Below are 25893 nucleotides of genomic sequence, written 5' to 3'. Positions count from 1 at the left end.
GTTCTACCTCAGCTTCAGGGTGGCAAGGCCGATCAGCACCAGAATCACGGTGATGATCCAGAAACGGACGATCACACGCGGCTCGGGCCAGCCCTTGAGTTCAAAGTGGTGGTGGATCGGCGCCATGCGGAATACGCGGCGGCCGGTCAATTTAAAGGAAGCAACCTGAATGACGACTGACAGGGTCTCCATCACGAACACGCCGCCCATGATGAACAGGACGATTTCCTGGCGAACGATCACCGCGATGGTGCCCAGGGCCGCGCCCAGCGCCAGCGCGCCGACATCGCCCATGAAGACTTGCGCCGGGTAGGTGTTGAACCACAAAAAGCCCAGGCCGGCACCGATCAGTGCACCGCAGAACACGATCAGCTCGCCCGCCCCCGGCACATAAGGGATCAGCAGGTATTCGGCGAACTTCACGTTACCCGACAGGTAGCAGAAGATTCCCAACGCGCCGCCGACCATGACCGTCGGCATGATCGCCAGGCCGTCGAGGCCGTCGGTGAGGTTGACCGCGTTGCTCGAGCCAACGATCACCAGGTAGGTCAGCACGATGAAACCGGCGCCCAGCGGAATGCTGTAGTCCTTGAGCATCGGCAGGATCAGGGTGGTTTCCACCGGCGAGGCGGCGGTCATGTAAAGGAAGATCGCCGCGCCGAGGCCGAACACCGACTGCCAGAAATATTTCCAGCGGCTCGGCAGCCCCCGGGAGTTCTTCTCGATCACCTTGCGGTAATCATCGACCCAGCCGATGGCACCGAAAAGCAAAGTCACCAACAGCACGACCCAGACGTAGCGGTTCGCCAGGTCGGCCCAGAGCAAGGTGCTGATGCCGATGGACGACAGGATCAACGCGCCACCCATGGTCGGGGTGCCGGATTTGGACAGGTGCGATTGCGGACCGTCGTTACGGACCGACTGGCCGATCTGCAGGTTCTGCAGGGTGCGGATCATCCACGGGCCCAGGAACAGCGACAACGACAACGCGGTCAGCACACCCAGGATCCCGCGCAGGGTCAGGTACTGGAAGACCGCGAAGCCTTTGTGGAACTGTTGCAGGTACTCCGCTAGCAGCAGCAGCATTAATGTTTCTCCGTGGAGGCGCCGCACAGTGCCGCGACGATGTTTTCCATCGCTGCGCTGCGTGAGCCCTTGATCAATAAGGTGGTGTTCGGGTCCTGCTCGGCGCCCAGGGCCTGGATCAGTTCGGCTTGAGTGGTGAAATGCCGCGCGTGTTCGCCAAACGCGGCGACCGCATGGGCCATCATCGGACCGACCGCATACAGCGCATCGACCTTGCCGCGGGCATAGGCACCAACGTCGTGATGGCCCTGTTGCGCCCACTCGCCCAGTTCACCGATATCCCCCAGCACCAGCACGGTGCGGCCGGAGAAACCGGCGAGGATGTCCACGGCCGCGCACATGGACGACGGGTTGGCGTTGTAGGTGTCGTCGATGACGCGCATGCCGTTGCTGGCCAGTTGCGCGACGGAGCGGCCCTTGACCGGCTGCACGGCGTTCAGCCCGGCGACGATGCCCGGCAGCGACACACCCAGGGCATGGGCGGCAGCCGCCGCGGCCAGGGCGTTGGCAACGTTATGGGTACCCAGCAGGTTCAGCTGGACCCGCTCGGCGCCGTCGGGGCTGTGCAGGTTGAAGGCCGGGCAACCACGGGCATCACGGTCCAGGTCGCTGGCGTAGAAATTCGCGGCGAGGTTGCTCAGGGCAAAGGTCAGCACCTTGCGCTCGCCCGCCCGGGTCTTCCAGATTTCGAAAGCCTTGTCGTCGAGATTCAGCACGGCGACGCCATCGGCATCCAGCCCTTCGATGATCTCGCCCTTGGCCTCGACGATTTTTTCCGGGCCGCCGAACTCGCCGACGTGGGCGGTACCGGCGTTGTTGAGCACCGCCACATGAGGCTTGGTCATCGCCACGGTGTAGGCAATCTCGCCGAGCCGCGAAGCCCCCAGCTCGATGACGGCGGCGCTGTGTTCCGGCGCCAGCTCCAGCAAGGTCAGCGGCACGCCGAGGTCGTTGTTCAGGTTGCCACGGGTCGCCAGCACCGGACCGCGGGTGCGCAGGATGCTGGCAAGCATTTCCTTGACCGTGGTCTTGCCGCTGGAGCCGGTGATGGCGGCGACCGGGTTGCCATACGCCGCACGGTTCAGTGCACCGAGCTGGCCCAGGGCCTGGCGAGTGTCGTTGACGAGCAATTGCGGCAACGTGCTGTTGCTCACTTCCCGCTCGACCAGGGCTGCGACCGCACCTTTGCCCGCGACCTCGTTCAAGTAATCGTGGCCATCGAAACGCGGCCCGGCCAGGGCGACGAACAATTGCCCCGGTGCGATCGCCCGGCTGTCGATGCTGACGCCGTCGAAGCTGGCGTCCGCGGCGATGAGGCGCGCATTCAGGGCGTTGGTCAGTTCGCTGAGTTTCAGGGCCTTAAGCATGAGCCACCTCCCACGCGGTCAGGGCGTGATCGGCTTCCACCAGATCGGAGAACGCATGGCGTTCGCCGTTGATTTCCTGATAGTCCTCGTGGCCCTTGCCTGCCAGGACGATGACATCGTCCGCCGAGGCGCTGGCGATCAACTGGGCGATGGCCTGGCCGCGACCAGCGACGAAGTTGACCTTATCCACAGCGGTAAAACCGGCGCGGATGTCGTCGAAAATTCGCAGTGGGTCTTCGCTGCGCGGGTTGTCGTCGGTGACCAGCACGCCGTCTGCCAGCCGCTCCACGACTTCGGCCATCAATGGCCGCTTGCCGCGATCACGATCGCCACCGCAGCCGAACAGGCACAGCAACTTGCCCTTGGCGTGAGGACGCAGGGCCGTGAGGACTTTTTCCAACGCGTCAGGGGTATGGGCGTAATCGACCACCACCAACGGTTGGGCCCCACCGCCAAGGCGCTGCATGCGCCCGGCTGGCCCTTCGAGCTTTGGCAACACCTTGAGAATTTCGTCCAGCGCATAGTCCAGGCCGAGCAAGGCGCCAATGGCCGCCAATACGTTGCTCAGGTTGAAGCGGCCGAGCAAGGTGCTGCGCAAATGGTGCTCGCCCTGGGGCGTGACCAGCGTGGCGCGCACGCCTTCGTCATTGAACTGCGCCTGACGTATATAAAGGTAGGCGCTGGTATCTTCCAGGCTATAGGTGATCAACCGGGACTCGCGCTTGTCGGCGGCCAGTTGCCGACCGAACTCGTCATCGAGGTTGATGACCCGGCATTTCAAATCATTCCAGGCAAACAGCTTGGCCTTGGCTTCGCCGTAGGCCTGCATGGTGCCGTGGTAATCCAGGTGGTCCCGGGACAGGTTGGTCAACACCGCCACATCGAATGCCAGCGCCGTCACTCGGCCCTGGTCCAGGCCATGGGACGAGACTTCCATCGCAACGGCCTTGGCACCGGCCTTCTTCAGGTCCGCCAGGGTCGCTTGCACGGCAATCGGGTTCGGCGTGGTGTGCAGGCCGCTTTCCAGCGCGCCATGAAAACCGTTGCCCAAGGTGCCGACAATGCCGCAATGCTGGCCGAGCAGGTCCAACGCCTGGGCCACCAACTGGGTCACGCTGGTCTTGCCGTTGGTACCCGTCACGCCCACCAGGTTCAGGTGACGGCTCGGGTCGCCATAAAAACGCCCGGCGATGTCCGACAGCTGCGCCGCCAGGCCCTTGACCGGAATCAAGGGAACATCAGTGATGGGCAGCACGGTGGCGCCTTGCACTTCATAAGCCACGGCAGCCGCGCCACGCTTCAAGGCGTCGGCGATATGGTCGCGGCCATCGACACGGGCGCCCGGCACTGCCAGGAACAAGTCCCCGGCACGTACATTGCGGCTGTCCAGGGCCAATTCACGAATCAGCAGATCGTGACCGGCGTGGGCGAAAATCTTGTTCAGGCTCAAGGACATCAGCCACGCCCTCCTTCGGCTTTCAAGGGAACGACCGGTGCGGTATTGGCCTGCTGGGTCGGCGGCAGGTTATCCGGGGTAATGTTCATCAGGCGCAGGGTGCCGGACATCACTTTGCTGAACACCGGCGCCGAGACCAGGCCACCGAAATAACCCGCCTTGCTCGGTTCGTCGATGACCACGACGATGGCGTAGCGCGGGTCGCTCATCGGGCCGAAGCCGGCAAACAGCGAACGGTAGGAGTTCTCGGCGTAGCCTTTGGTGCCCACGGAGGTTTTACGGGCCGTACCCGATTTACCTGCCACGTGGTACGCCGGCACCTGGGCGCGATAGACACCACGCGGCGCCTCGATCACCTGCTGCAGCATGCCCTGCATGGTCTTGGCGACATTTTCCGGGATCACCTGGGTGGTCTGCGGCGCCTTGTCGGTCTTGATCAGGGTCAGCGGTGCCATGCGCCCGTTGTTCGCCAGGGCGGAAAACGCATGGACCAACTGGATCGCGGTCACGGAAACACCGTAGCCGTAGGACAACGTGGCGGTTTCAGCCTTGCGCCAGTCACGGTAGTTCGGCAGGTTGCCGACACGCTCGCCCGGGAAGCCCAGGCCGGTGTCCTGGCCGAGGCCGATTTTCTGGGCCAGGCGATAGATCGTTTCGCCGCCGATATCGAAGGCGATCTTGCTCATGCCAACGTTACTGGAGTTGATCAGGATGCCGGTCAGGTCGAGCACCGGACCTTCGGTCTTGGACACGTCGCGAATGGTGTACTTGCCAATCTGCAGGGTGCCCGGGTACACCTCGACGGTATCGCTCGGCTTCCAGCGCCCGGTTTCCAGGGCGGCGGCCATGGACACGGCCTTCATGGTCGAACCCGGCTCGAACACGTCGATCATCGCGCGGTTGCGCATCATCGCCGGCTGCAGGTTGCGACGGTTGTTCGGGTTGTAGGTCGGCTGATTGACCATCGCCAGGATCTCGCCGGTCTTCACGTCCATGATCACCAGGCTGCCAGCCTTGGCACCGTTCTCGACGATGGCATTGCGCAGCTCGCGGTTGGCAAGATATTGCAGGCGCAGGTCAATGGACAACGCCAAGGGCTTGCCGGCCTTGGCGTTTTTGGTGACTTGGACATCCTTGATCAGCCGGCCGCGCCGGTCCTTGATGACCTGTCGCTTGCCGGCGACCCCGGCGAGCCATTCGTCATAGGCCAGTTCGACACCTTCCCGGCCCCGGTCATCGATGTCGGTAAACCCGACCATGTGGGCCGTGACTTCACCGGCCGGGTAGAAACGCCGGAACTCTTCGATGCCGTAGACACCGGGTACTTTCAAGTCGAGCACGCTCTGGCCCTGCTCGGGCGTCAAGCCGCGCACCAGGTAAATGAATTCCTTGTTGGCCTGGGCTTCGAGGCGCTCGGCCAGGGCCTTGGGGTCCTGCCCGAGGGCGGCGGCCAAGGCCGGCCATTTTTCCTTGGCCAACTGCATTTCCTTGGCGTTGGCCCACAAGGTGGTCACCGGGGTACTCACGGCCAGGGGTTCGCCATTGCGGTCGGTGATCAGGCCACGGTGAGCCGGGATCGGAATATGCCGCACACTGCGGGCATCGCCCTGCCCCTTGAGGAAATCACGGTCGACGACCTGCAGGTCGATGATGCGCCACGAAATCGCCGCCACCATGATCCCGAGCAAGCCCAGGACCAGACGAAACCGCCACGGGAACAGCGCCCCTTCGAGTTTCATCATGGCGCCACCATCTGCACTTCGGCGGCGCCGGGAATGCGCATTTTCAACTGTTCGGTGGCCAGGACTTCGATACGGCTGTGGGCGGTCCAGGTGCTCTGCTCCAGGATCAACCGCCCCCACTCGGCCTGCGCTTTGTCGCGCACGCTGAGTTCGTTATAAAGGGTATTGAGCAACTGCCGGTTCCAGTGCGCGCTATAGGACACGGCGATGGCCGACACGAGCACGCCGATAAACAGCAGCAGCATGAAAAAGCTGCCGCCGGGCAGGGGCTTGGCGAAGAGCTTGCTCACCGCAACTTCTCCGCGACGCGCATGACGGCGCTACGGGCACGTGGGTTGGCCTTGAGTTCAGCTTCGGAAGCGAACTGCGCTTTGCCATGGATCTTGATTTTCGGCACGAAGGCTTCGAAACGCACCGGCAGGTTGCGCGGCAGGTTATCGGCTTCACCCTTGGTGAGCTTGCGCATGAACAGCTTGACGATGCGGTCTTCCAGGGAATGGAAGCTGATCACCACCAGACGACCGCCGATTTCCAGTGCCTCGAGTGCCGCTTCGAGACCCACTTGCAGATCGCCCAGTTCGTTATTGACGTGGATGCGCAGGCCCTGGAAAGCCCGGGTCGCCGGGTTCTTGCCCTTTTCCCAGGCCGGGTTGGCCACTTTCAACACCTCGGCCAGGTCGCCGGTGCGCTCGAAAGGCTTGATGTCGCGGCGCTCGACCACGGCGCGGGCCATGCGACCGGAGAAACGCTCTTCACCGTACTCCTTGAAGACACGGGCGATTTCTTCCACCGGGGCGGTGTTGACGAATTCGGCGGCGCTGATCCCGCGGGACGGGTCCATGCGCATGTCCAGCGGGCCGTCATTGAGGAAACTGAAGCCGCGCTCCGGGTCGTCCAGTTGTGGCGACGACACGCCCAGGTCGAGCAGCACGCCACTGACCTTGCCGGCCAGGCCACGCTCGGCGACTTCCGCGCCCAGCTCGGCAAAGCTGCGCTGCACAACGACAAAGCGGCCGTCTTCGGCCGCCAGCGCTTGCCCGGTGGCAATCGCTTGAGGATCCTTGTCGAACCCCAGCAACCGGCCGTCCGGCCCGAGCTGGCTGAGAATCAACCGGCTGTGCCCGCCACGCCCGAACGTGCCGTCCAGATAGCAACCATCAGGACGTACGGCGAGAGCCTCGACGGCTTCGTCAAGCAGTACGGTGATGTGGTTAAAGCCGCTATCAATAGTCACAGGATCAAATCACGCAGTTCGTCAGGCATGGCGCCCGGTTGTTGAATAGCAGCGAGGTCAGCGGCAGAAACCGCATTCCAGGCATCTTCGTCCCACAGTTGGAACTTGTTCAGTTGGCCCACCAGCATCGCGCGCTTGTCCAGCTTGGCGTACTCGCGCAGGCGCGGCGGCACCAGGAAACGACCACTGCCATCGAGCTCGAGGTCGACGGCATTACCGATCAGCAAGCGTTGCAGACGGCGGTTTTCTTCACGCAGCGAAGGCAGTGCGCGCAGTTTGGTTTCGATAAGTTCCCACTCATCCAGAGGGTAAACACACAAACATGGGTCAACGGCGTCGATCGTGACGATTAACTGCCCCGAACTTCGCGAAACGAGCTCGTCACGATACCGGCTGGGCATGGCAAGCCGGCCTTTTGCATCGAGACTGATAGCGTTAGCTCCGCGAAACACGTCAGCGTTTCTCCACTTTTTGGCGTTTTACCTTCAAAAAAACCCACTTCATGCCACTTTCCGCCACTTGCGCACACTATAGGAATGCGCCCACCGCACCGTCAAGGCGCGTAATGAAGGAAAAGCCTTATAGATCGGAGATTTAGGAGCGTTTCAGGAGGGGTAACAAGAATCTGACGTAGGAAAATTCGCCCCAACCTGAAGCAGCACAGGGGACTGCGCGCACAAGTTAAAGTGATTTGTTAAGAGTAAGATTTTTTTGGTCTTAGGAACTGCGTCTGCCAGTGATTCCGGCAGGAAGGGAAAAGGTGGAGAGTCGATCTGTAAGCCGGGTTCTGTCTTGAACAGTCATTCGTCTACGATGGCCATCACTGGACATCTTTAGCAACCTACCCGGTCCCAGCGCGGGCCACGCCTTGGGACCCTATTTGGTCTTGCTCCAAGTGGGGTTTACCTAGCCACGAACTGTTGCCAGCCGTGCGGTGCGCTCTTACCGCACCTTTTCACCCTTACCGGCGCCGAAACGCTTAGGCGGTTATTTTCTGTGGCACTTTCCGTAGGCTCACGCCTCCCAGGCATTACCTGGCACTTCGCCCTATGGAGCCCGGACTTTCCTCCCCCCCCTAATTCTCATAGAGGGCAGCGACTGTCCGATCGACTCTCCGCCGCGAAGGTTAACGGTAGAGCGCTTGAAGAACAAGCGCTAAAAGCCCCGGGCCAGCACCTTGTCCCGGTTTCACTGGTCTTTCTGTTTTTCCAGTGCGACCTGATACAGCACATTCTTGCGCTCGCCAGTGATCTGCGCCGCAAGGGCCGCGGCGCGCTTGAGGGGCATTTCCTCGAGCAGCAGGTTCAGGACGCGCATCGCCTCGCCGCTGACGGCATCCTCGCTTTGCGGCGGCGTCCAGCCCGCCACCAGCACGACGCACTCGCCGCGCTGCTGGTTGCTGTCGTTTTCCACAAAGGCGCGCAACTCGGTCAACGGCAGCCCCTTGAGGGTTTCAAAGGTCTTGGTCAACTCCCGGGCCAGCAGCGCCTGGCGTTCGGCACCGAACACCAGCTCCATGTCCTGCAGGCACTCCAGAATGCGGTGCGGCGCCTCATAGAAGATCAGCGTGCGCGGCTCTTCCTTTATAGCTTCCAGGCGCGCCCGCCGCCCCACCGCCTTGGCCGGCAGGAAACCTTCGAAGATGAAACGGTCCGACGGCAGGCCTGCCGCCGACAGCGCCGCGATCAACGCGCAAGCCCCCGGCACCGGTACCACACTGATACCCACCGCCCGGGCCTGGCGCACCAGATGATAGCCGGGGTCGGAAATCAACGGCGTACCCGCATCGGAAATCAGCGCGATGTTATCGCCAGCCAGCAGCCGGGTAATAAAACGACTGCCTTCGTCCCGCTCATTGTGCTCATGACAGGCCGCCAACGGCGTGGAGATGCCGAAATGTTGCAGCAGGCGCTGGGAGTGACGCGTATCTTCAGCCGCGATCAGCGCGACCTCCTGCAGGATTTTCAGCGCCCGGGCACTGATATCGTCCAGGTTGCCGATGGGCGTCGCCACCACATAAAGCGAGCCGGCAGCGGAATTCAAAGCACCTGGAGCAGTCAAAACGCGCACCTCATGATCGTAAAAACCGCCATTGTAGCGTGTGACGGCCGCCTAAGCTGTTCACCACAGAGGCAATACCCTGTCTTTTGTGGCGCGCCGCACTCTTTGAAATACCTAAATTGATCGATTCACGCCAGTAACATCGCGCCCCGGCCAGTGCTTGGGTACAATTCGACGCTAATTTGATCTCGTATCAGGAACACTTACATGATCGCTTGCCTGCGGCTGCTCTCCGCCCTCTGCCTCGCTGCCCTCCTGGCGGCCTGCGCCAGCTCGCCCTCGTCCAGCCTTGGCGAACTTCCACGGACCCCGGATGCCAGTATCGAGCAGTTGCTCGAACAGGCCACCCAAAGCAAAACCCCGGAAAAAGCCGCCCTGCTGCGCCTGAGCGCCGCAGACCTGGCCTACCGCCAGGGCAATGCCGGCCAGTCCGCACAGATCCTGCAACAAGTGCCGATGGAACAACTCAAGCCCGGCCAGCAGATTTTCGCCAGCACGCTGTCGGCGGAACTGGCGATGACCCGCAACCAGCCCAAGGCCGCGCTGACCGCCCTGAGCCACCCAAGCCTGCAACACCTGAGCGAAATGCCAGTGGAGCAGCAGGTCCGCACCGGGACCGTCCGCGCCCGCGCCCTCGAAGCCGACGGCCAGACCCTGGCCGCCGCCAAGGAGCGCATCTTCATCGCGCCCTTGCTGAAGGACGACGCCGCGGCGAAAAACCACGAAGCCATCTGGTCGCTGATCGCCTCGCTGCCCACCGACCAGTTGCAGCCCGCCTCCAACGACGACCTCGGCGGCTGGCTGAGCCTGGCCCAGGCCGTCAAGACCGCCGGCACCCTGGAACAGCAGCAGGCGGCCATCGACCACTGGCGCGAACAGAACCCGAAGCATCCCGCGGCCCTGCAACTGCCGACGCCCCTGGTCAAGCTCAAGGAACTGGCCAGCCAGCCACTGAGCAAGATCGCCCTGCTGCTGCCACAAAGTGGCCAGCTGGCAGCGGTTGCCAAGGCCTTGCGCGAGGGTTTCATGGCCGCGCACTACCAGGCCCAGCAGGCCGGGCAAACGCCACCAAGCATCCAGTTCTATGACAGCGCCAGCCTGACCTCCATGGACGAGTTCTATCGCAAGGCCCAGGCCGACGGCGTGCAACTGGTCATCGGCCCGCTGGAAAAACCCCTGGTCAAGCAGATCAGCACCCGCCCGCAATTGCCAATCACTACCCTGGCGCTGAACTACAGCGAAGGTGAACAAGGGCCACCGCAACTGTTCCAGTTCGGCCTGGCACCCGAGGATGAAGCTCGCGAAGTGTCCCGTCGCGCCCGCGCCGATGGCCTGCACCGCGCCGCCGCCATGGTGCCGAAGGGCGAATGGGGCGATCGTGTACTGAAAGCCTTCAGCCAGGACTGGCAGGCCAACGGCGGCACCATCGTCGCGATCGAACGGGTCGACCAGCCGGTCCAACTGGCCCAGCAGATCGCCGACATGTTCCAGTTGCGCCAGAGCGAAGGTCGCGCCAAGAGCCTGCAAAGCACCGTGGGCACCACGGTCGCGGCCCAGCCGTCCCGTCGCCAGGACATCGAATTCATCTTCCTGGCCTCGACACCGCAGCAGGCCCAGCAGATCAAGCCAACCCTGAACTTCCAATACGCCGGCGACGTGCCGGTCTACGCGACGTCTTCGGTGTTCAGCGCCAGCGGCGACCAGAACCAGTACAACGACATGAGCGGCATCCGCTTCTGCGAAACTCCGTGGCTGCTCGACGCCAATGACCCGCTGCGCAAGCAGGTCACGGCGCAGTGGCCCCAGGCGGGTGGCAGCCTGGGTCGGCTGTACGCGATGGGCGCAGATGCCTATCGCCTGGCACCACGCCTTGGCCAACTCAAGACGTTGCCGGACAGCCGCATCGAAGGCTTGTCGGGCAGTCTGGCCGTGTCGCCCACCCAGCGCGTACAGCGTCAACTGCCATGGGCCGAGTTCGTCAATGGCCAGGTGCAGCGCCTGCCGGACACCCAGCGCTGATGCCTGACCGATCACGCCAGCAAAGCGGACGGGATGCCGAGGGCCAGGCCCTCGCGCATCTCCAGCAACACGGTCTGCGGCTGGTGGCGCAGAACTGGTTGTGCAAACGCGGCGAGCTTGATCTGGTCATGCTTGACGGCGATACAGTAGTATTCGTCGAAGTCCGCTACAGAAAAAATACCCAATGGGGTGGCGCGCTCGACAGCATTGACGAGCGCAAGCGCCAGAAGCTGGTGTTCGCCGCGCAGTATTTCCTGCAACGCGAGTCTCGCTGGGCCGATTACCCCTGCCGCTTCGACGTGGTTGCCATCGACAGCAACGCCGCCCAGTTGAACTGGCTGCAGAACGCCTTCGACAGTTGAGCGCCCATGCCGAGCCGGACACCTTCACCTAACTTTTTTGCTCTTTGCTTTGCGCGCCGCACATGTTTGTGCCCATAAGCCGCGCTACTTAAGGTCACACAGATGGACATGCAATCGCGAATTCGCCAGCTTTTTCAGGCCAGTATCGACACCAAGCAACAGGCGATGGACGTACTTGCACCGCACATCGAGCAAGCCAGCCAAGTGATGGTCAACGCCTTGCTCAACGAGGGCAAAATGCTTTCGTGCGGCAATGGCGGCTCGGCCGGCGACGCCCAGCATTTCTCGTCGGAGCTGCTCAACCGCTTCGAGCGCGAACGCCCGAGCCTGCCGGCAATCGCCCTGACCACCGACAGCTCGACGATCACCTCGATCGCCAACGACTACAGCTACAACGAAGTCTTCTCCAAACAGATCCGCGCCCTGGGCCAACCCGGCGATGTGCTGCTGGCGATTTCCACCAGCGGCAACTCGGCCAATATTATTCAAGCGATCCAGGCCGCACATGATCGCGAAATGATTGTCGTAGCATTGACCGGTCGTGACGGCGGCGGCATGGCATCACTGCTATTGCCCGAAGACGTCGAGATCCGCGTACCGGCCAATGTCACCGCACGTATCCAGGAAGTCCACCTGCTGGCGATCCACTGCCTTTGCGACTTGATCGACAGCCAACTGTTCGGGAGTGAAGAATGACCCCTAATCGCCTAGGCCTTCTGGCCCTGACCCTGTGCCTCGGCATCAGCGGCTGCACATCGGTGGTTAACGCCAGCCGGGAAAAGCCGATTGAAGACGACCGCGGCACCCGCACCTTCGGCAGCAAGATCGACGACTCCCTGATTGAAACCAAGGTCGGCGTGAACATTGCCAAGGCCGACCCGGACCTGGACAACAACTCGCACATCGTCGTCACCAGCTTCAACGGTGTCGTACTGCTGGCCGGCCAGACCCCACGTGCCGACCTCAAGGCCAAGGCCGAGCAGGAAGCCAGCGCCGTACAGCGGGTCAAGACCGTGCATAACGAACTGCAGGTCCTGCAACCCTCCTCTCTGCTGGCGCGCCAGAACGATGCGTGGCTGACCACCAAGATCAAGACCCAGATGCTCACCGACGCCAGCATTCCTGGCTCGCGCATCAAGGTTGTGACCGAGAACGGCATCGTCTATCTGTTGGGCCTGCTGACCAAGCAGGAAGCCGCCCAGGCGACCAACCTGGTGCAGGGTGTGTCCGGCGTGCAGAAAATCGTCAAGTTGTTTGAATACATCGACTGAGGCGACTCGCGGCTCTTGAGGCTGCATGTGGCTGGAAAAAACGGCGCTCACTCATACAGAGGAGCGCCGTTTTTTTATTTGGTCGGGGCGCCCAGATCAAGATCAAAAGCAAAAGCGAGGCGGCCTTATAGCCGACCCACCTCTCTGGCTGCACCCCAATCAACTGTGGGAGCGAGCTCGCTCGCGATTGCGGTGTATCAGCCAACATCAATGCCGCTGACCTGACGCCATCGCGAGCAAGCTCGCTCCCACAATGGGATCATCGGGTACAGCCGGAGGAGACAGGTCGGCCATAAGGCCGCCTCGCTTTTGCTTTTGATCTGGGCGCCCCATTAACCACGCCGGCCGAACGCAGGCATTGCGCAGTGGGCATCCCGGCATGGATGCCGGGATAGCCGCGCTGGGCCATGGATGGCCCTTCGCGGCGGCCCACGGAGCAATGCCGGAGTGAGGGAACACCGAGCCTAGGCGAGGTGCCTAGTGGTGGGGCAAAAAGCGTTTTGCTTACTTTTGCGCTTCTCAAAAGTGAGCCGCCGTAAGGGCGGAACCGCCAGCGGCCGTAACCGCAGAAACGGATATACACACCAATCCACCAGTGAATGCAGCCAAAAAAAATGCCCACATCTCACGACACGGGCATTTTCCTCAGCGAACAGCGAACAGATTACCTGCCCCGCTACTTCACCACCTTAAGACTAGGCCGACCACTAGGCCGCGGCGGCTCGTCATCCGGCGGTGGCAGGTCATCATCCGGCTCGAACTCTTCTTCACCGTCCAACGGCGCTTCCAGCTCAAACACCATGCCCTGGCCATTCTCCCGGGCATAAATCCCCAGAATCGCCGCAACAGGCACGTACAGGGTGTGTGGCACACCACCAAAGCGCCCTTCAAAACTGACGGCATCATTATCCATGTGCAGGTGACGCACAGCGGCTGGCGACACGTTCAGGACAATCTGCCCATCATTGGCAAAACCCTGCGGCACCTGCACCGATGGAAACTCGGCATTGACGAGCATGTGCGGGGTGCAATCATTGTCCACAATCCACTCGTAGAGCGCGCGGACCAGATAAGGTCGACTGGAGTTCATAGCGGCTCCCTAAGCCTTAGCGCATGTCGCGTTCGACACCAGACAGACTCGCCTGGAATGCCTCACGCGCAAATTGGCGCTCCATATAATCAAGCAGCGGCTTGGCAGGCCGCGGCAGTTCGATACCCAGAATCGGCAAACGCCAGAGTATGGGCAATAGGCAGCAATCCACCAGACTTTGTTCCTCACTGAGGAAAAACGGCTTGTCGACGAACAACGGCGATACGCCCGTCAGGCTTTCACGCAATTCCTTGCGCGCCACGACCCGCGCCGGCTCCTTGGTCCGGGAATCCAGGATCAGATCCACCAACCCGCACCAGTCACGCTGGATGCGATGGATCAGCAAACGGCTGTTGGCACGCGCGACAGGATAAACCGGCAGCAAGGGTGGATGCGGATAACGCTCATCCAGGTATTCCATCACCACGGTCGACTCCCACAACGCCAGGTCACGATCGACCAATGTGGGCAGGCTGCCGTAAGGGTTCACTTCGATCAGCTTCGGCGGCTGACGACCCGCTTCGACGTAAATGATCTCGGCGCTGACACCCTTCTCTGCCAGTACGATGCGTACCCGGTGGGAATAGTGGTCGGCGGGGTCGGAGTAACAGGCCAACCGATTGGTCACGCCCATGGCGATCCTCCTCGCTTGTTGAAATTATCGAAAAACGGAAAAACGAGCGCGCCCAGAGGGCGTCTCCCGTAACACCTGGCGGGCCAGGCTCGTTACATGTCTAGAGACGCCCTTGGGCGCGCACGATTCACAGCAATGGCTTACAGCTTTATCAATGCACGTCTTTCCAGTATTCACGCTTGAGCAGGTAAGCGAATACGAAGAAGAACGCCAGGTACAGCAATACATAGGTACCGATGCGCTGATGCTCCAGCTTCACCGGGTTGGCCGAGTAGGCCAGGAAGGTCACCAGGTTCTTGACCTTCTCATCGAACTGCTCCGGGGTCAGGCTGCCGGTGTTCGGCAATACAGTCAGCTGGTCGCAGGCTTCATGGGTCAAAGCGGAGCCAGTCAGCGGATCGAATTGCTTTTTGCCGTCTTCAACGATCTGAACCTGTTTGCAGCCTACCACCTGGCGCCCCTGGAGGCCGACCAGAACGTTAGGCATGCCGACGTTCGGGAAGACCTTGTTGTTCACGCCCCATGGACGTGCAGGGTCTTCGTAGAACGAACGCAGGTAACCGTAAAGCCAGTCGGTGCCACGCACGCGGGCCACCAGGGTCAGGTCCGGCGGCGCGGCGCCGAACCAGGTCTTGGCGTCCGCAGGCTGCATGCCGATGGTCATGTGATCGCCCAGTTTGGCACCGGTGAACACAAGCTTCTCGAGCATCAGCTCATGGGGGATACCCAGGTCATCGGCAACGCGCTCATAGCGCTGGAACTTGGCACTGTGGCAACCCATGCAGTAGTTGGCGAACGTACGTGCGCCGTCCTGCATGGCCGCTTTGTCGGAAACGTCGATGTCGACTTTTTCCAGCTCCGGACCACCGTGTTCAGCCGCGAAGGACAGTACAGGCATAGCAGCAAGAATCAGTACAGCAAATAGCTTTTTCATCAGCCAGTCACCCTTTCCGGAACCGGTTTGGTCTTCTCGAGCCTGGTGTAGAAAGGCATCAGAATGAAGTAGGCGAAGTACAGGAAGGTGCAAACCTGCGACAGCAACGTGCGCCCTGGTGTCGGTGCCAGTACGCCCAGCACGCCCAGGATTACGAACGAGATGCAGAACACCACGAGCCAGATCTTGCTCAGCCAGCCTTTGTAGCGCATCGACTTGACGGGGCTGCGGTCCAGCCACGGCAGGACGAACAGCACGGCAATGGCCGCGCCCATGGCGATAACGCCCAGCAGCTTGTCCGGGATCGCCCGCAGGATCGCGTAGAACGGCGTGAAGTACCAGACCGGGGCAATGTGCTCAGGGGTCTTGAACGCGTTTGCCTGCTCGAAGTTCGGCTTCTCGAGGAAGTAACCACCCATTTCCGGGAAGAAGAACACGATGGAGCAGAAGATGAACAGGAAGACCACCACGCCGACGATGTCTTTCACGGTGTAGTACGGGTGGAAGGCAATGCCATCCAGCGGTACGCCGTTCTCGTCCTTGTGTTTCTTGATGTCCACGCCATCCGGGTTGTTCGAGCCGACTTCGTGCAGCGCGAGGATGTGCAGCACCACCAGGCCGAGGATCACGATCGGCAGGGCGACCACGTGCAGGGCGAAGAAGCGGTTCAGGGTAATGCCCGAGATCAGGTAGTCACCACGAATCCACTGGGTCAGGTCGTCACCGATGACCGGGATCGCACCGAACAGCGAGATGATCACCTGGGCACCCCAGTAGGACATCTGGCCCCACGGCAGCAGGTAGCCCATGAAGGCCTCGGCCATCAGCGCCAGGTAGATCAGCATGCCGAAGACCCACACCAGTTCACGCGGCTTCTGGTACGAACCGTAGAGCAAGCCACGGAACATGTGCAGGTAGACCACGATGAAGAACGCCGAAGCGCCGGTGGAGTGCAGCAGACGCAGGATCGAGCCGTACTCGACGTCGCGCATGATGTATTCGACGGAGGCAAACGCTTCTTCCGCCGACGGGGTGTAGCTCATGGTCAGCCAGACACCGGTGACGATCTGGTTGACCAGAACGAGCAGCGCCAGGGAGCCAAAGAAGTAGAAGAAGTTGAAGTTCTTCGGAGCGTAGTACTTGCTGAGATGGTCTTCCCACATTTTGGTCGCGGGAAAGCGCGCATCAACCCAATCCATTAGTTTGCTCATCACGCTTTCTCCGTATCGACGCCAACGACAATGATGTCATCGGTCTCATAGGAATGCGGGGGAACTGGCAGGTTCAGAGGTGCAGGCTGCGACTTGTAGACGCGACCGGCCAGGTCGTAGTGGGAGCCGTGGCAAGGGCAGAAATAACCACCGACCCAGTCCTTGCCCAGGTCGGCAGGCGCCACTTCAGGGCGGAACGTTGGCGAGCAACCCAGGTGCGTACAGATCCCGATCAGCAGCAGGACCTCTGGCTTGATCGAACGCGTCTGCGGGTCGACATAGGTCGGTTGCGTAGAGTTCTTCGAGGACGGGTCGGACAACTGACCCTCGATCTTTTTCAGATTCCCCAGGATTTCCTCTGTACGGCGGACGATGAACACCGGCTGGCCGCGCCACTCAGCAATCATCTGCTGGCCTGGCTCGATCTTGCTGACATTCACTTTCACCGGTGCACCTGCGGCTTTCGCCTTGGCGCTGGGAAACCATGACCCCACGAACGGGACCGCAGCCCCCACCGCTCCTGCAGCACCCACCACGGATGTGGCTGCTACCAGGAAGCGACGCCGGCCTGCATTCACGCCGTCATTGCTCATTCAGTCCTCTCCCATCAGCTTTGTGGCCTGTTAGATCAGGCGTCTACTAAGTAAAAATCTGAACTTATAAAAATTTTGCCGAATGGTAATGAAAAGCCCCAATTCTGACAAGGTAATTACCAAGCGGCCAAACCGCCAAGCCTTGTAGTATAGGGGCTCTACGAATGTGGCAAGTTGTCACAGAGCAATTCTTTTGCCCATAAAAAAACGCCCAGCTCCGTGAGGAACTGGGCGCCTTTTGAAAGCGGAAGCGAAATTAACGCTTCGAGTACTGCGGACGCTTACGCGCTTTACGCAGACCGACTTTCTTACGTTCAACTTCGCGAGCATCGCGAGTTACGAAGCCGGCTTTGCGCAGAGCACCACGCAGAGTCTCGTCGTAATCCATCAGGGCGCGAGTGATGCCGTGGCGGATTGCGCCAGCTTGACCACTTACACCACCACCGATAACAGTGACGTAGATGTCGAATTTTTCGACGGTCTCGGTCAGTTCCAGCGGCTGACGAACTACCATGCGGGCAGTTTCGCGGCCGAAGAAGTTATCCAGGGAGCGGTTGTTGATGGAGATGTTACCAGTGCCCGGACGCAGGAAAACGCGTGCGGTTGCAGTCTTGCGACGGCCAGTGCCGTAATTTTGAGTCGCCGACATAATGAACTATTCCGTTAAAACTTCAGTTCTTGGGGCTGCTGAGCAGTATGAGGGTGAGCAGCGCCCGCATAAACCTTCAGCTTACGATACATGTCGCGACCCAGTGGGTTCTTAGGCAGCATGCCTTTAACCGCGGTCTCGATCACGCGCTCAGGGGCTTTGGCGATCAGCTTTTCAAAGTTGATCGACTTGATGCCGCCAGGAAAACCGGAGTGGGAGTAGTACATTTTGTCAGTGGTTTTAGCGCCAGTAACACGTACTTGCTCAGCGTTGATCACGACGATGTAGTCACCGGTGTCAACGTGAGGGGTGTACTCAGGCTTGTGCTTGCCACGCAGACGGCTCGCGATTTCGGTGGCCAGACGACCCAGGGTCTGACCAGCAGCGTCGACGACAAACCAGTCGCGCTTTACTGTTTCCGGTTTAGCAGTAAAAGTTTTCATTCTTTATAGCCTCAGGGGCCGCCCTGTAAATTAGACGGCGGATCTTACTGAATAGTGCGTACTTTGACAAGTCAAAGGCAGCCGGATACAGACGCTTTCGGGGGCTCGGGTCGGCGCGTCCGTTCAACGGCAAGATTCTTCGGCGGCGGCGCATCACTTCCACTGCAGAAAGAGGTGCGCAATTATGCAGATTGCGAAAAATATTTCAACCTGCTTTTATGATTGTTTTGCCCAAGGAGTTCCCGATGGACTATCGCCAGCTAGGCCGTACCGATCTGAACGTGAGTGCCCTGTGCCTCGGCACCATGACCTGGGGTGAGCAGAACAGCGAGGCCGAGGCCTTCGCCCAGATCGAACGCGCCAAGGGTGCCGGCATCAATTTCATGGACACCGCCGAGATGTACCCGGTGCCCCCCAAGGCCGAGACCTACGCCACCACCGAGCGCTACATCGGCAATTATTTCAAAAGCCGCGGCGACCGTGCCGACTGGATCCTGGCGAGCAAGATCGCCGGTCCCGGCAACACCATCGACTACATCCGCGACAAGAACCTCAAGCACAACCGCCAGCACATCGTCGAAGCGCTGGACGCCAGCCTCAAGCGCCTGCAAACCGACTACATCGACCTCTATCAGTTGCACTGGCCGGAGCGCAGCACCAACTTCTTCGGTCAACTGGGCTACCAGCACAAGGCCGACGAAACGTTCACCCCACTGGAGGAAACCCTCGAAGCCCTGGACGAACAGGTCCGGGCCGGCAAGATCCGCCACATCGGCCTGTCCAACGAAACACCGTGGGGCACCATGAAGTTCCTGGCCCTGGCCGAGGCCCGTGGCTGGCCGCGGGCGGTGTCGATCCAGAACCCGTACAACCTGCTCAACCGCAGCTTCGAGGTCGGCCTGGCGGAAATCGCCATCCGTGAACAGTGCGGCCTGCTGGCTTACTCACCCTTGGCGTTCGGCTTCCTGTCGGGCAAATATGAGAACGGCGCACGACCGGCCAAGGGTCGTTTGACGCTCTACAGCCGCTTCACACGCTATTTCAACGCTCAATCGGAAGCCGCGTGCAGCCGGTACGTGGCGCTGGCCCGTGAGCACGGCCTGGACCCGGCGCAGATGGCCCTGGCGTTCGTCACCCAACAGCCGTTCGTGACCAGCAACATCATTGGCGCCACCACCCTGGAGCAACTGGACAGCAACATCGAAAGCGCCGACCTGAAGCTGTCGGACGAAGTGCTGGCGGGGATCGAGGCGATTCACAAGGATCAGCCGAACCCTGCGCCTTGATTGATTCATAGGCCCCATCACGAGCAAGCTCGCTCCCACAGGGTTTCTGCGCCAATGCAGGAGCCCCATGTGGGAGCGAGCTTGCACGTGATAGCGGACCCAAGCCCACCACCGCATCAAAGCGACCGCGCAATGATCTCCTTCATGATTTCATTGGTCCCGGCATAGATCCGCTGCACCCGCGCATCCGCCCATGCCCGGGCAATCGGGTATTCCCACATGAAGCCGTAGCCGCCATGCAACTGCACGCACTCGTCGAGCACCTTGCATTGCAGGTCGGTGCCCCAGTACTTGGCCATCGCCGCCGTCGGCACGTCCAGCTTGCCTTGCAGGTGCAGTTCCAGGCAGCGGTCGACGAAGACCCGGCCAATCTGGATTTCGGTAGCCATTTCCGCGAGCTTGAAACGGGTGTTCTGGAAGTCAGCGATGGTTTTGCCGAACGCCTTGCGCTCGCGGGTGTAGTCCAGGGTCCATTGCAGCGCCGCTTCGGCCGAAGCCAGGCCGCCGATGGCGACGGTCAGGCGCTCCTGGGGGAGCTCTTGCATCAGGTAGGCAAAGCCCATTCCGGCCTGCCCGAGCAGGTTGTCCTTCGGCACGCGGACATCCTGGAAGAACAGTTCCGACGTGTCCTGGGCCTTCATTCCGACTTTTTCCAGGCGCTTGCCCTTTTCGAAGCCCGGCGTGCCCGCCTCCACCAGGAACAGGCTGGTGCCCTTGGCGCCAGCCTTGGGATCGGTCTTGGCGACCACAATCACCAGGTCCGCCAGGAAACCATTGGTGATGAACGTCTTGGAGCCGTTGATGACGTATTCGTCACCGTCCAGCACCGCCGTGGTCTTCACCCCTTGCAGGTCGGAACCGGCGCCCGGCTCGGTCATGGCGATGGCCGTGACCATTTCGCCAGACACCAGTTTCGGCAGGTACTTGTGTTTCAGCGCCTCACTGCCGTAATGCAGGATGTACGGCGCGACGATGTCGGAATGCAGCGAGAAACCGATCCCCGTCAGCCCCAGGCGGCCGATCTCCTCGATCACCACCGTGCTGTAGAGGAAGTCCGCGTCCAACCCGCCATAAGCCTCTGGAAGGTGCGAGCACAACATGCCCGCCTCCCCCGCCTTGTTCCAGAGCTGGCGATCGACATGCCCCTGTTTTTCCCACTGACTGTGGTACGGCACGGCTTCTTTTTCGAGGAAGGTTCGTACGCTGTCGCGAAACAATTCGTGCTCGGGACTGAACAGTGTTCTTGGGATCATGGCGCACCTTTGATTATTGTTGGACGTGGTTATCCGACAGAGCCTAAGCCTGCGGTGTACGACAGGACACTGGACACATCCGACAAAAAATAAGACGATCCAGCCGTCTAGTGACCACTTTCCCCTATAAAAATAAAGATGAATTATGTCTATGCACGCCTCCACGCCCTTGCGGCGCGTCAGCATCCTGGCAATCGACCGGGTCTTCGCCTTCACCCTCATGCAAGCCAAGGATTTTTTCCACCTGGCCAGCCTGCGCTATGGCAAACAGCTGGGCCACGGTCTGACACCGGCGTTTGAAACCCGGGTGGTCAGCCCCGATGGCAAACCGGTGAACAGCTTCAGCGATGTGATCATGCCGGTGGACGGAGGCCTGGAAAACACCGACGTCATCATCCTGCCGGCCTTCTGGGATGATTTCGCCAGCCTCTGCCAACGCTACCCCCAGGTACTGCCCTGGCTACGCGAACAACACGCTCGCGGCGCGGTCCTCTGCGGCGAAGCCACCGGGGTGTTCTGGCTGGCCGAAGCCGGTCTGCTCGACGGCAAGGAAGCGACCACCTACTGGCGCTTCTTCAACGCCTTCAAGGAGCGCTTCCCCCAGGTGCACCTGAACCAGGACAAGCACCTGACCGACGCCGACAACCTGTTTTGCGCCGGCGGCACGACCTCAGCCTGCGACCTCTACATTTACCTCATTGAACGCTTCTGCGGCGCCAATGTGGCCCAGGCCGTGGCGCGGGACATCCTGTATGAAGTGCAACGCAGCTATTCGCCGGGACGGATCGGCTTTGGCGGGCAGAAACTGCACCAGGACGTGATCATCCTGCAGATCCAGCAATGGCTCGAAGAGCACTTCGCCGATAAATTCCGCTTCGAGGATGTTGCCCGGGAGCATGGCATGAGCATCCGCAATTTCATGCGCCGCTTCCAGACCGCCACGGGCGACAAGCCGCTGCATTACCTGCAACGACTGCGGATCGAAACCGCCAAGGGCCTGCTCTCCGGCAGTCGCAAGAGCATCAAGACCATCAGCTACGAAGTCGGCTACGACGACGCGAGCTTTTTCGCACGCTTGTTCCGGCAACATACCGACCTGTCGCCGAACCAGTATCGGCAGCAGTTTCAGCAGGCGGCGTGAACCAGAGCTGAATGCAATCCCATGTGGGAGCGAGCTTGCTCGCGATGGCGGTGGTTCAGCAGGCCTGATGTTGACTGACAAGACGCCATCGCGAGCAAGCTCGCTCCCACAGGGTTTTGCAGTGACCGACTGATTTCGAGCGTACAAAAAAGGCCTGCGAACGCAGGCCTTCTTTGCTTTGCGAATCACCCTACGGCTTATGCGCTCGCGACAGGAATTCGTGGGACTGCATCTCCAGCAAACGACTCAAGGTCCGCTGGAACTCGAAGGTCAGGCGACCGCCGGTGTAGAGGTCCTTGAGTTCGACTTCGGCCGAAATGATCAGCTTCACGTTACGGTCGTAGAACTCGTCGACCATGTTGATGAAGCGACGGGCGATGTCGTCGGTGGTGACGCTCATCTGCTCGACGCCGCTGAGCAACACGGCGTGGAAGATCTTGCCCAGCTCGATGTAGTCGTTCTGGCTGCGCGGGCCGTCGCACAGTTCGCGGAAGTCGAACCAGGCCACGTCGTCACAGGTGCGGATGGCTCGGATCTCGCGGTTTTCGATGATCAGCACATCGTTTTCCACCGCCTGGGTGCATTCCGGCGTCAGGGCGCGGAAGCTCTTGCGCAGGCTTTCTTCGGCGGCGGCATCCAACGGAAAGTGGAACAACTCCGCTTGTTCGAGGTGACGCAGGCGGTAGTCGACGCCGCTGTCGACGTTGACGATTTCGGTGTGTTCCTTGATCAGCGCGATGGCCGGCAGGAACCGCGCCCGCTGCAGGCCGTCCTTGTACAGGCCGTCCGGCACGATGTTCGAGGTGGCGACCAGGGTCACGCCATTCTTGAACAGCTCTTCCATCAAGGTGCCCAGGATCATGGCGTCGGTGATGTCGGAAACGAAGAACTCATCGAAGCAGATCACCCGGGTCTCGTCGGCAAAACGCTTGGCGATGATGGTCAGCGGGTTCTTCTCGCCCCCCAGGGTCTTCATTTCCTCGTGCACGCGCTTCATGAAGCGGTGGAAGTGCGTGCGTGTCTTTTCCTTGAACGGCAGCGCTTCGAAGAAGGTGTCCACCAGGTAGGTCTTGCCACGGCCAACGCCGCCCCAGAAATACAGGCCCTTGACCGGTGCCTGGTCTTTTTTGCCGAACAGTTTGCCCAACAGGCCCGGCTTGTTGTTCGAGGCCGCGACCAGGTCGTCGTACAGGCGCTGCAAATGCCGCACCGCCGTTTCCTGGGCTGCGTCGTGGAAGAACTCCGGGCGTTTCAGATCAGCTTGATATCGTTCTAGGGGCGTCATATTCGTTAGCAAGGCAACAAAAACGGGCCGTCACTGTAGCGATGGCCCAGAGGAATGGCAATCGGCCCTTATTCGGGCCGATGGTCGGGTGACGCGCAGCGATCAGTCCTGGGCAGGTGTCAGGGCAACGCGCAGCGCATCGATGGCGGCATCCCGGGCGGCGCTGTCGGCGAAGGCCGGGCTGTTCGCCACGCACTCACCGTCGAGCCAGACGCTGAAACCCAGGTCGTCGCTGCGCACGTCCAAGGGTTGGCCGGATTGCAATTGCTTGGTCACCTGCCCTGCAGTCTTGCCATCGGCAAAATTGTTCGAGAGCAACAGTTGCTCGCCATCGGCAGAAAGCAGGCGGAAACGGAAACTGCCGTCATCCTCGCGGAAGCTGACGAAACGAGCCGCCTTGGCCGCTTTCTTTTTGACCTGGGTTGCCACCTGGACCTGGCTGACGAACGAACGCAGACCAACGGCCTCGCGCAGTTCGTTGAGGAACGGCGTTGCCACGGCCCGGGCCTTGCTCGCGCCCAGTTGCAGGATGTCTTCAAGGTCCGACGGACGTTCGATGAACTGGTGATAACGCTCGCGCGCTTCACCCAGCTCGTTGTCGAGCAACTGGAACAGGCGGTTCTTGGCTTCGCCCCAACCCAGGCCTTGCAGCAGTTCGCTGCGGAACTCGGCGGACTGTTCTGCAGTGGCGAAGGCCTGGAACAGGGTGAACAGATGCGAATTGTCCGGATCCTTGGCTTCGCCCGGGGCACGGGAGTCGGTGACGATCCGCGAGATCGCGTCCTTCATGTCCTTGGCGCTGCTGAACAACGGGATGGTGTTGTCATAGCTCTTGGACATCTTGCGGCCATCGAGGCCCGGCAGCGTGGCCACGCTTTCTTCGATCAGCGCCTCGGGCATGGTGAAGAACTCCTTGCCCTGGCCGAACAGGTGATTGAAGCGCTGGCCGATGTCGCGGGCCATTTCCACGTGCTGGATCTGGTCGCGACCGACCGGGACCTTGTGGGCGTTGAACATCAGAATGTCGGCGGCCATGAGGATCGGGTAGCTGTAGAGGCCCATGGTGACACCGGCGTCCGGGTCTTCGCCGGCCTCGACATTCTTGTCCACCGAGGCCTTGTAGGCGTGGGCACGGTTGAGCAGGCCCTTGGCCGCGACGCAGGTCAGCAGCCAGGTCAGTTCCGGGATCTCGGGAATATCGGACTGGCGATAGAACGTCACGCGGTCCACATCCAGGCCGCCGGCCAGCCAAGTGGCGGCGATCTCCAGGCGCGAACGCTGGATACGCAGCGGGTCATCGCACTTGATCAGGGCGTGGTAGTCGGCCAGGAAGTAGAACGAATCGGCGTTGCTGTCGCGGCTGGCGAGGATCGCCGGACGGATGGCGCCGGCATAGTTGCCCAGGTGCGGGGTGCCGGTGGTGGTGATGCCGGTCAGGATACGGGTACGCGTCGTCATGGGTTATCGCTTGTCAGACTGCTATCAATTCGAGAGGCGCGGCAGGATCAGATCCTTGAGATCGGTCAGCTTGCCATGAAAAAAGTGTCCGCATTCTGCCACTTTCAGCAGCTCATGGGGGCGTTGGAGCGTGTCGGACCATTCGTAAACCAGCTGCGGATCGACCACTTCGTCGGTTTCCGGCTGGATCACGGTCAATTCGCCACCGGTCGGCAAGGGCGATCGCTCGTCCAGGCGCATCACCGCCGGGGCCACCATGAACAGGTGCTTGACCGGTTGCCCCTGGGCTTCCAGGCGCCCGCCCAGGCTGGCGGCGACAAAGCCGCCAAAGGAAAAACCGAACAGGGTCAGGGGCAATTGCGGGTATTTTTCACGCAACCATTGGGCAACAGCCTGGGCGTCATCCACTTCGCCAGTGCCCATGTCATGGGTGCCGGCGCTGGCACCCACGCCACGATAATTGAAACGCAACGTAACGAGCCCAGCATCGCGGGCAGTGCGTTGCAGGGTCGAGACCACTTTGTTGAGCATGGTCCCGCCCTGCACCGGGTTCGGGTGGCAGATCAGCGCCAGGCCACGGGGGGCCTCGCTGTCCAGGTACAAGGCTTCCAGTTGGCCCACGGGGCCATCGATGACGACAGGGGTTTCGCGCATAAGCAAGGGAAAGAACTCCGTGACCCCGAATTGGGTCGACTCGTCTAGCTAAAGTCTGTGCCTGGCATGATTGCGATGTTCTTCGCGGTATACAGCGCAGGTCCGAGCCGTTAACGTAAAGCAAAGCCGTTTATAGAGGAAGGACTCGTGGAACACTCGCTCTTAGTTTGGTTGTTGCCGACTCTTGCCCTGGTTGCCGGTGTCGCCATTGGATTCCTGCTTGCCCGACTGCTGCCCAATGCGGTGCCCAACAGCACGCAACGTCAGCTGGACGACATTCAGGAACGTTTCGACAGTTATCAGAATGAAGTGGTCACCCACTTCAACAGCACCGCTTCTCTGGTGAAAAAACTCACCCAGAGCTACCAGGATGTCCAGGATCATTTGTCCGAGGGTGCCAATCGCCTGGCCCTGGACGAGCAGACTCGCCAGCGCCTGCTGGCCGCCCTGCAAGCCGATGCGGCACAGACTCCACGGGAACGCCTGACCCCACCAAAAGGGATCCAGGAACCGCCGCGGGACTACGCCCCCAAGGCCCCGAATTCGCCCGGCATGCTCGATGAGCATTACGGTTTGAAGAAGTAATTTGCGAGCGACACCAAAAGCCCGCCCGATCACATGATCGGGCGGGCTTTTTTTTAGTCCAGGAAAATCCCCTGTGGGA

At 60.9% G+C, this 25893-nt stretch carries 26 protein-coding genes and 1 other RNA gene; 7 read left to right on the top strand and 20 right to left on the bottom strand.

The window, feature by feature from the left end; all coding sequences use genetic code 11:
- Nucleotides 1-3: 3 nt before the first annotated feature.
- The 9 genes from mraY to rsmI all read right to left on the bottom strand — a co-directional run bounded on the left by mraY (nucleotide 4) and on the right by rsmI (nucleotide 8946).
- Complete coding sequence (mraY, locus tag AO356_RS17170) at nucleotides 4-1086, bottom strand: phospho-N-acetylmuramoyl-pentapeptide-transferase (RefSeq protein ID WP_003205349.1); 1083 nt, start codon at nucleotides 1084-1086, stop codon at nucleotides 4-6.
- The gene (locus AO356_RS17165) at nucleotides 1086-2453 is read right to left on the bottom strand and encodes a UDP-N-acetylmuramoyl-tripeptide--D-alanyl-D-alanine ligase (protein ID WP_060740754.1); all 1368 of its coding nucleotides are present in this window, start codon (nucleotides 2451-2453) and stop codon (nucleotides 1086-1088) included. Before AO356_RS17165 ends, mraY begins: the two co-directional genes overlap by 1 nt.
- Nucleotides 2446-3909, bottom strand: coding sequence for a UDP-N-acetylmuramoyl-L-alanyl-D-glutamate--2,6-diaminopimelate ligase (locus AO356_RS17160; RefSeq protein WP_060740753.1), 1464 nt, complete (start codon nucleotides 3907-3909; stop codon nucleotides 2446-2448). Before AO356_RS17160 ends, AO356_RS17165 begins: the two co-directional genes overlap by 8 nt.
- Nucleotides 3909-5648, bottom strand: coding sequence for a peptidoglycan D,D-transpeptidase FtsI family protein (locus AO356_RS17155; protein WP_170842280.1), 1740 nt, complete (start codon nucleotides 5646-5648; stop codon nucleotides 3909-3911). Before AO356_RS17155 ends, AO356_RS17160 begins: the two co-directional genes overlap by 1 nt.
- Complete coding sequence (gene ftsL / locus AO356_RS17150; protein ID WP_003178214.1) at nucleotides 5648-5941, bottom strand: cell division protein FtsL; 294 nt, start codon at nucleotides 5939-5941, stop codon at nucleotides 5648-5650. The genes AO356_RS17155 and ftsL overlap by 1 nt, the downstream gene beginning before the upstream one ends.
- Nucleotides 5938-6885, bottom strand: a complete 948-nt coding sequence (rsmH, locus tag AO356_RS17145; RefSeq protein WP_060740751.1) for a 16S rRNA (cytosine(1402)-N(4))-methyltransferase RsmH — start codon at nucleotides 6883-6885, stop codon at nucleotides 5938-5940. Before rsmH ends, ftsL begins: the two co-directional genes overlap by 4 nt.
- Nucleotides 6882-7337, bottom strand: a complete 456-nt coding sequence (mraZ, locus tag AO356_RS17140; protein WP_011063319.1) for a division/cell wall cluster transcriptional repressor MraZ — start codon at nucleotides 7335-7337, stop codon at nucleotides 6882-6884. Before mraZ ends, rsmH begins: the two co-directional genes overlap by 4 nt.
- A gap of 308 nt (nucleotides 7338-7645) precedes the next feature.
- Nucleotides 7646-7999, bottom strand: an RNA gene (gene rnpB, locus AO356_RS17135) — RNase P RNA component class A.
- 74 nt (nucleotides 8000-8073) lie between these two features.
- A complete protein-coding gene (rsmI, locus tag AO356_RS17130; RefSeq protein WP_060740750.1) occupies nucleotides 8074-8946 on the bottom strand; it encodes a 16S rRNA (cytidine(1402)-2'-O)-methyltransferase in 873 nt (290 codons plus the stop codon).
- Between the two features lie 207 nt (nucleotides 8947-9153).
- On the opposite strand from rsmI, the gene AO356_RS17125 reads away from it, so the two are divergent.
- The 4 genes from AO356_RS17125 (at nucleotide 9154) to AO356_RS17110 (ending at nucleotide 12598) form a co-directional block, all read left to right on the top strand.
- Nucleotides 9154-10965 carry a penicillin-binding protein activator gene (locus AO356_RS17125; RefSeq protein WP_060740749.1) on the top strand — a complete coding sequence of 604 codons (1812 nt, stop codon included), beginning with the start codon at nucleotides 9154-9156 and terminating at the stop codon, nucleotides 10963-10965.
- On the top strand, nucleotides 10965-11327 hold the full coding sequence (locus AO356_RS17120) for a YraN family protein (RefSeq protein ID WP_060740748.1): 363 nt from the start codon (nucleotides 10965-10967) through the stop codon (nucleotides 11325-11327). Before AO356_RS17125 ends, AO356_RS17120 begins: the two co-directional genes overlap by 1 nt.
- A gap of 102 nt (nucleotides 11328-11429) precedes the next feature.
- On the top strand, nucleotides 11430-12023 hold the full coding sequence (locus tag AO356_RS17115) for a phosphoheptose isomerase (RefSeq protein WP_007928463.1): 594 nt from the start codon (nucleotides 11430-11432) through the stop codon (nucleotides 12021-12023).
- Nucleotides 12020-12598, top strand: a complete 579-nt coding sequence (locus AO356_RS17110; protein ID WP_030139689.1) for a BON domain-containing protein — start codon at nucleotides 12020-12022, stop codon at nucleotides 12596-12598. The genes AO356_RS17115 and AO356_RS17110 overlap by 4 nt, the downstream gene beginning before the upstream one ends.
- A 676-nt stretch (nucleotides 12599-13274) precedes the next feature.
- Here AO356_RS17110 and AO356_RS17105 read toward each other — a convergent pair.
- The 7 genes from AO356_RS17105 to rplM form a co-directional block, all read right to left on the bottom strand.
- Nucleotides 13275-13688, bottom strand: a complete 414-nt coding sequence (locus tag AO356_RS17105; protein WP_053124982.1) for a ClpXP protease specificity-enhancing factor — start codon at nucleotides 13686-13688, stop codon at nucleotides 13275-13277.
- A gap of 16 nt (nucleotides 13689-13704) precedes the next feature.
- Nucleotides 13705-14322: a glutathione S-transferase N-terminal domain-containing protein gene (locus AO356_RS17100; protein WP_003178195.1), complete on the bottom strand. Its 618-nt coding sequence runs from the start codon at nucleotides 14320-14322 to the stop codon at nucleotides 13705-13707.
- Between the two features lie 151 nt (nucleotides 14323-14473).
- Entirely contained in the window at nucleotides 14474-15256 is a 783-nt protein-coding gene (locus AO356_RS17095) for a cytochrome c1 (RefSeq protein ID WP_060740747.1), read from the bottom strand.
- The gene (locus AO356_RS17090; protein ID WP_030138561.1) at nucleotides 15256-16467 is read right to left on the bottom strand and encodes a cytochrome b; all 1212 of its coding nucleotides are present in this window, start codon (nucleotides 16465-16467) and stop codon (nucleotides 15256-15258) included. Before AO356_RS17090 ends, AO356_RS17095 begins: the two co-directional genes overlap by 1 nt.
- Nucleotides 16467-17060: a ubiquinol-cytochrome c reductase iron-sulfur subunit gene (gene petA, locus AO356_RS17085; protein WP_060740746.1), complete on the bottom strand. Its 594-nt coding sequence runs from the start codon at nucleotides 17058-17060 to the stop codon at nucleotides 16467-16469. Before petA ends, AO356_RS17090 begins: the two co-directional genes overlap by 1 nt.
- Before the next feature lie 256 nt (nucleotides 17061-17316).
- Nucleotides 17317-17709 (bottom strand): 30S ribosomal protein S9, encoded by a 393-nt coding sequence (rpsI, locus tag AO356_RS17080; RefSeq protein WP_003205364.1) that lies wholly within the window; start codon nucleotides 17707-17709, stop codon nucleotides 17317-17319.
- A 14-nt stretch (nucleotides 17710-17723) separates the two neighbouring features.
- Nucleotides 17724-18152, bottom strand: coding sequence for a 50S ribosomal protein L13 (rplM, locus tag AO356_RS17075; RefSeq protein WP_003205365.1), 429 nt, complete (start codon nucleotides 18150-18152; stop codon nucleotides 17724-17726).
- 245 nt (nucleotides 18153-18397) lie between these two features.
- Here rplM and AO356_RS17070 point away from each other — a divergent pair, with 245 nt between their 5' ends.
- Entirely contained in the window at nucleotides 18398-19438 is a 1041-nt protein-coding gene (locus AO356_RS17070) for an NADP(H)-dependent aldo-keto reductase (protein WP_060740745.1), read from the top strand.
- Between the two features lie 116 nt (nucleotides 19439-19554).
- Here AO356_RS17070 and AO356_RS17065 read toward each other — a convergent pair whose 3' ends face one another.
- A complete protein-coding gene (locus AO356_RS17065; RefSeq protein WP_060740744.1) occupies nucleotides 19555-20691 on the bottom strand; it encodes an acyl-CoA dehydrogenase family protein in 1137 nt (378 codons plus the stop codon).
- 244 nt (nucleotides 20692-20935) lie between these two features.
- Here AO356_RS17065 and AO356_RS17060 point away from each other — a divergent pair, with 244 nt between their 5' ends.
- A complete protein-coding gene (locus AO356_RS17060; RefSeq protein ID WP_203225795.1) occupies nucleotides 20936-21832 on the top strand; it encodes a GlxA family transcriptional regulator in 897 nt (298 codons plus the stop codon).
- Nucleotides 21833-22022: 190 nt separating this feature from the next.
- Here the strand turns inward: AO356_RS17060 and zapE are convergent, their stop codons facing one another.
- The 3 genes from zapE to AO356_RS17045 all read right to left on the bottom strand — a co-directional run bounded on the left by zapE (nucleotide 22023) and on the right by AO356_RS17045 (nucleotide 25229).
- On the bottom strand, nucleotides 22023-23117 hold the full coding sequence (gene zapE / locus AO356_RS17055) for a cell division protein ZapE (RefSeq protein ID WP_060740742.1): 1095 nt from the start codon (nucleotides 23115-23117) through the stop codon (nucleotides 22023-22025).
- 102 nt (nucleotides 23118-23219) lie between these two features.
- Nucleotides 23220-24575 carry a tryptophan--tRNA ligase gene (locus AO356_RS17050; protein WP_060740741.1) on the bottom strand — a complete coding sequence of 452 codons (1356 nt, stop codon included), beginning with the start codon at nucleotides 24573-24575 and terminating at the stop codon, nucleotides 23220-23222.
- Between the two features lie 24 nt (nucleotides 24576-24599).
- The gene (locus AO356_RS17045; RefSeq protein WP_060740740.1) at nucleotides 24600-25229 is read right to left on the bottom strand and encodes an alpha/beta hydrolase; all 630 of its coding nucleotides are present in this window, start codon (nucleotides 25227-25229) and stop codon (nucleotides 24600-24602) included.
- A 147-nt stretch (nucleotides 25230-25376) separates the two neighbouring features.
- Between AO356_RS17045 and AO356_RS17040 the strand changes: the two genes are divergently transcribed.
- On the top strand, nucleotides 25377-25814 hold the full coding sequence (locus tag AO356_RS17040; RefSeq protein WP_003205372.1) for a YhcB family protein: 438 nt from the start codon (nucleotides 25377-25379) through the stop codon (nucleotides 25812-25814).
- Nucleotides 25815-25893: the final 79 nt, after the last annotated feature.

This window comes from Pseudomonas fluorescens (assembly GCF_001307275.1).
Classification (GTDB): domain Bacteria; phylum Pseudomonadota; class Gammaproteobacteria; order Pseudomonadales; family Pseudomonadaceae; genus Aquipseudomonas; species Aquipseudomonas fluorescens_AA.
Note: the sequence above shows the minus strand (reverse complement) of the source record. Positions and strands in the feature narration are given on the sequence as shown.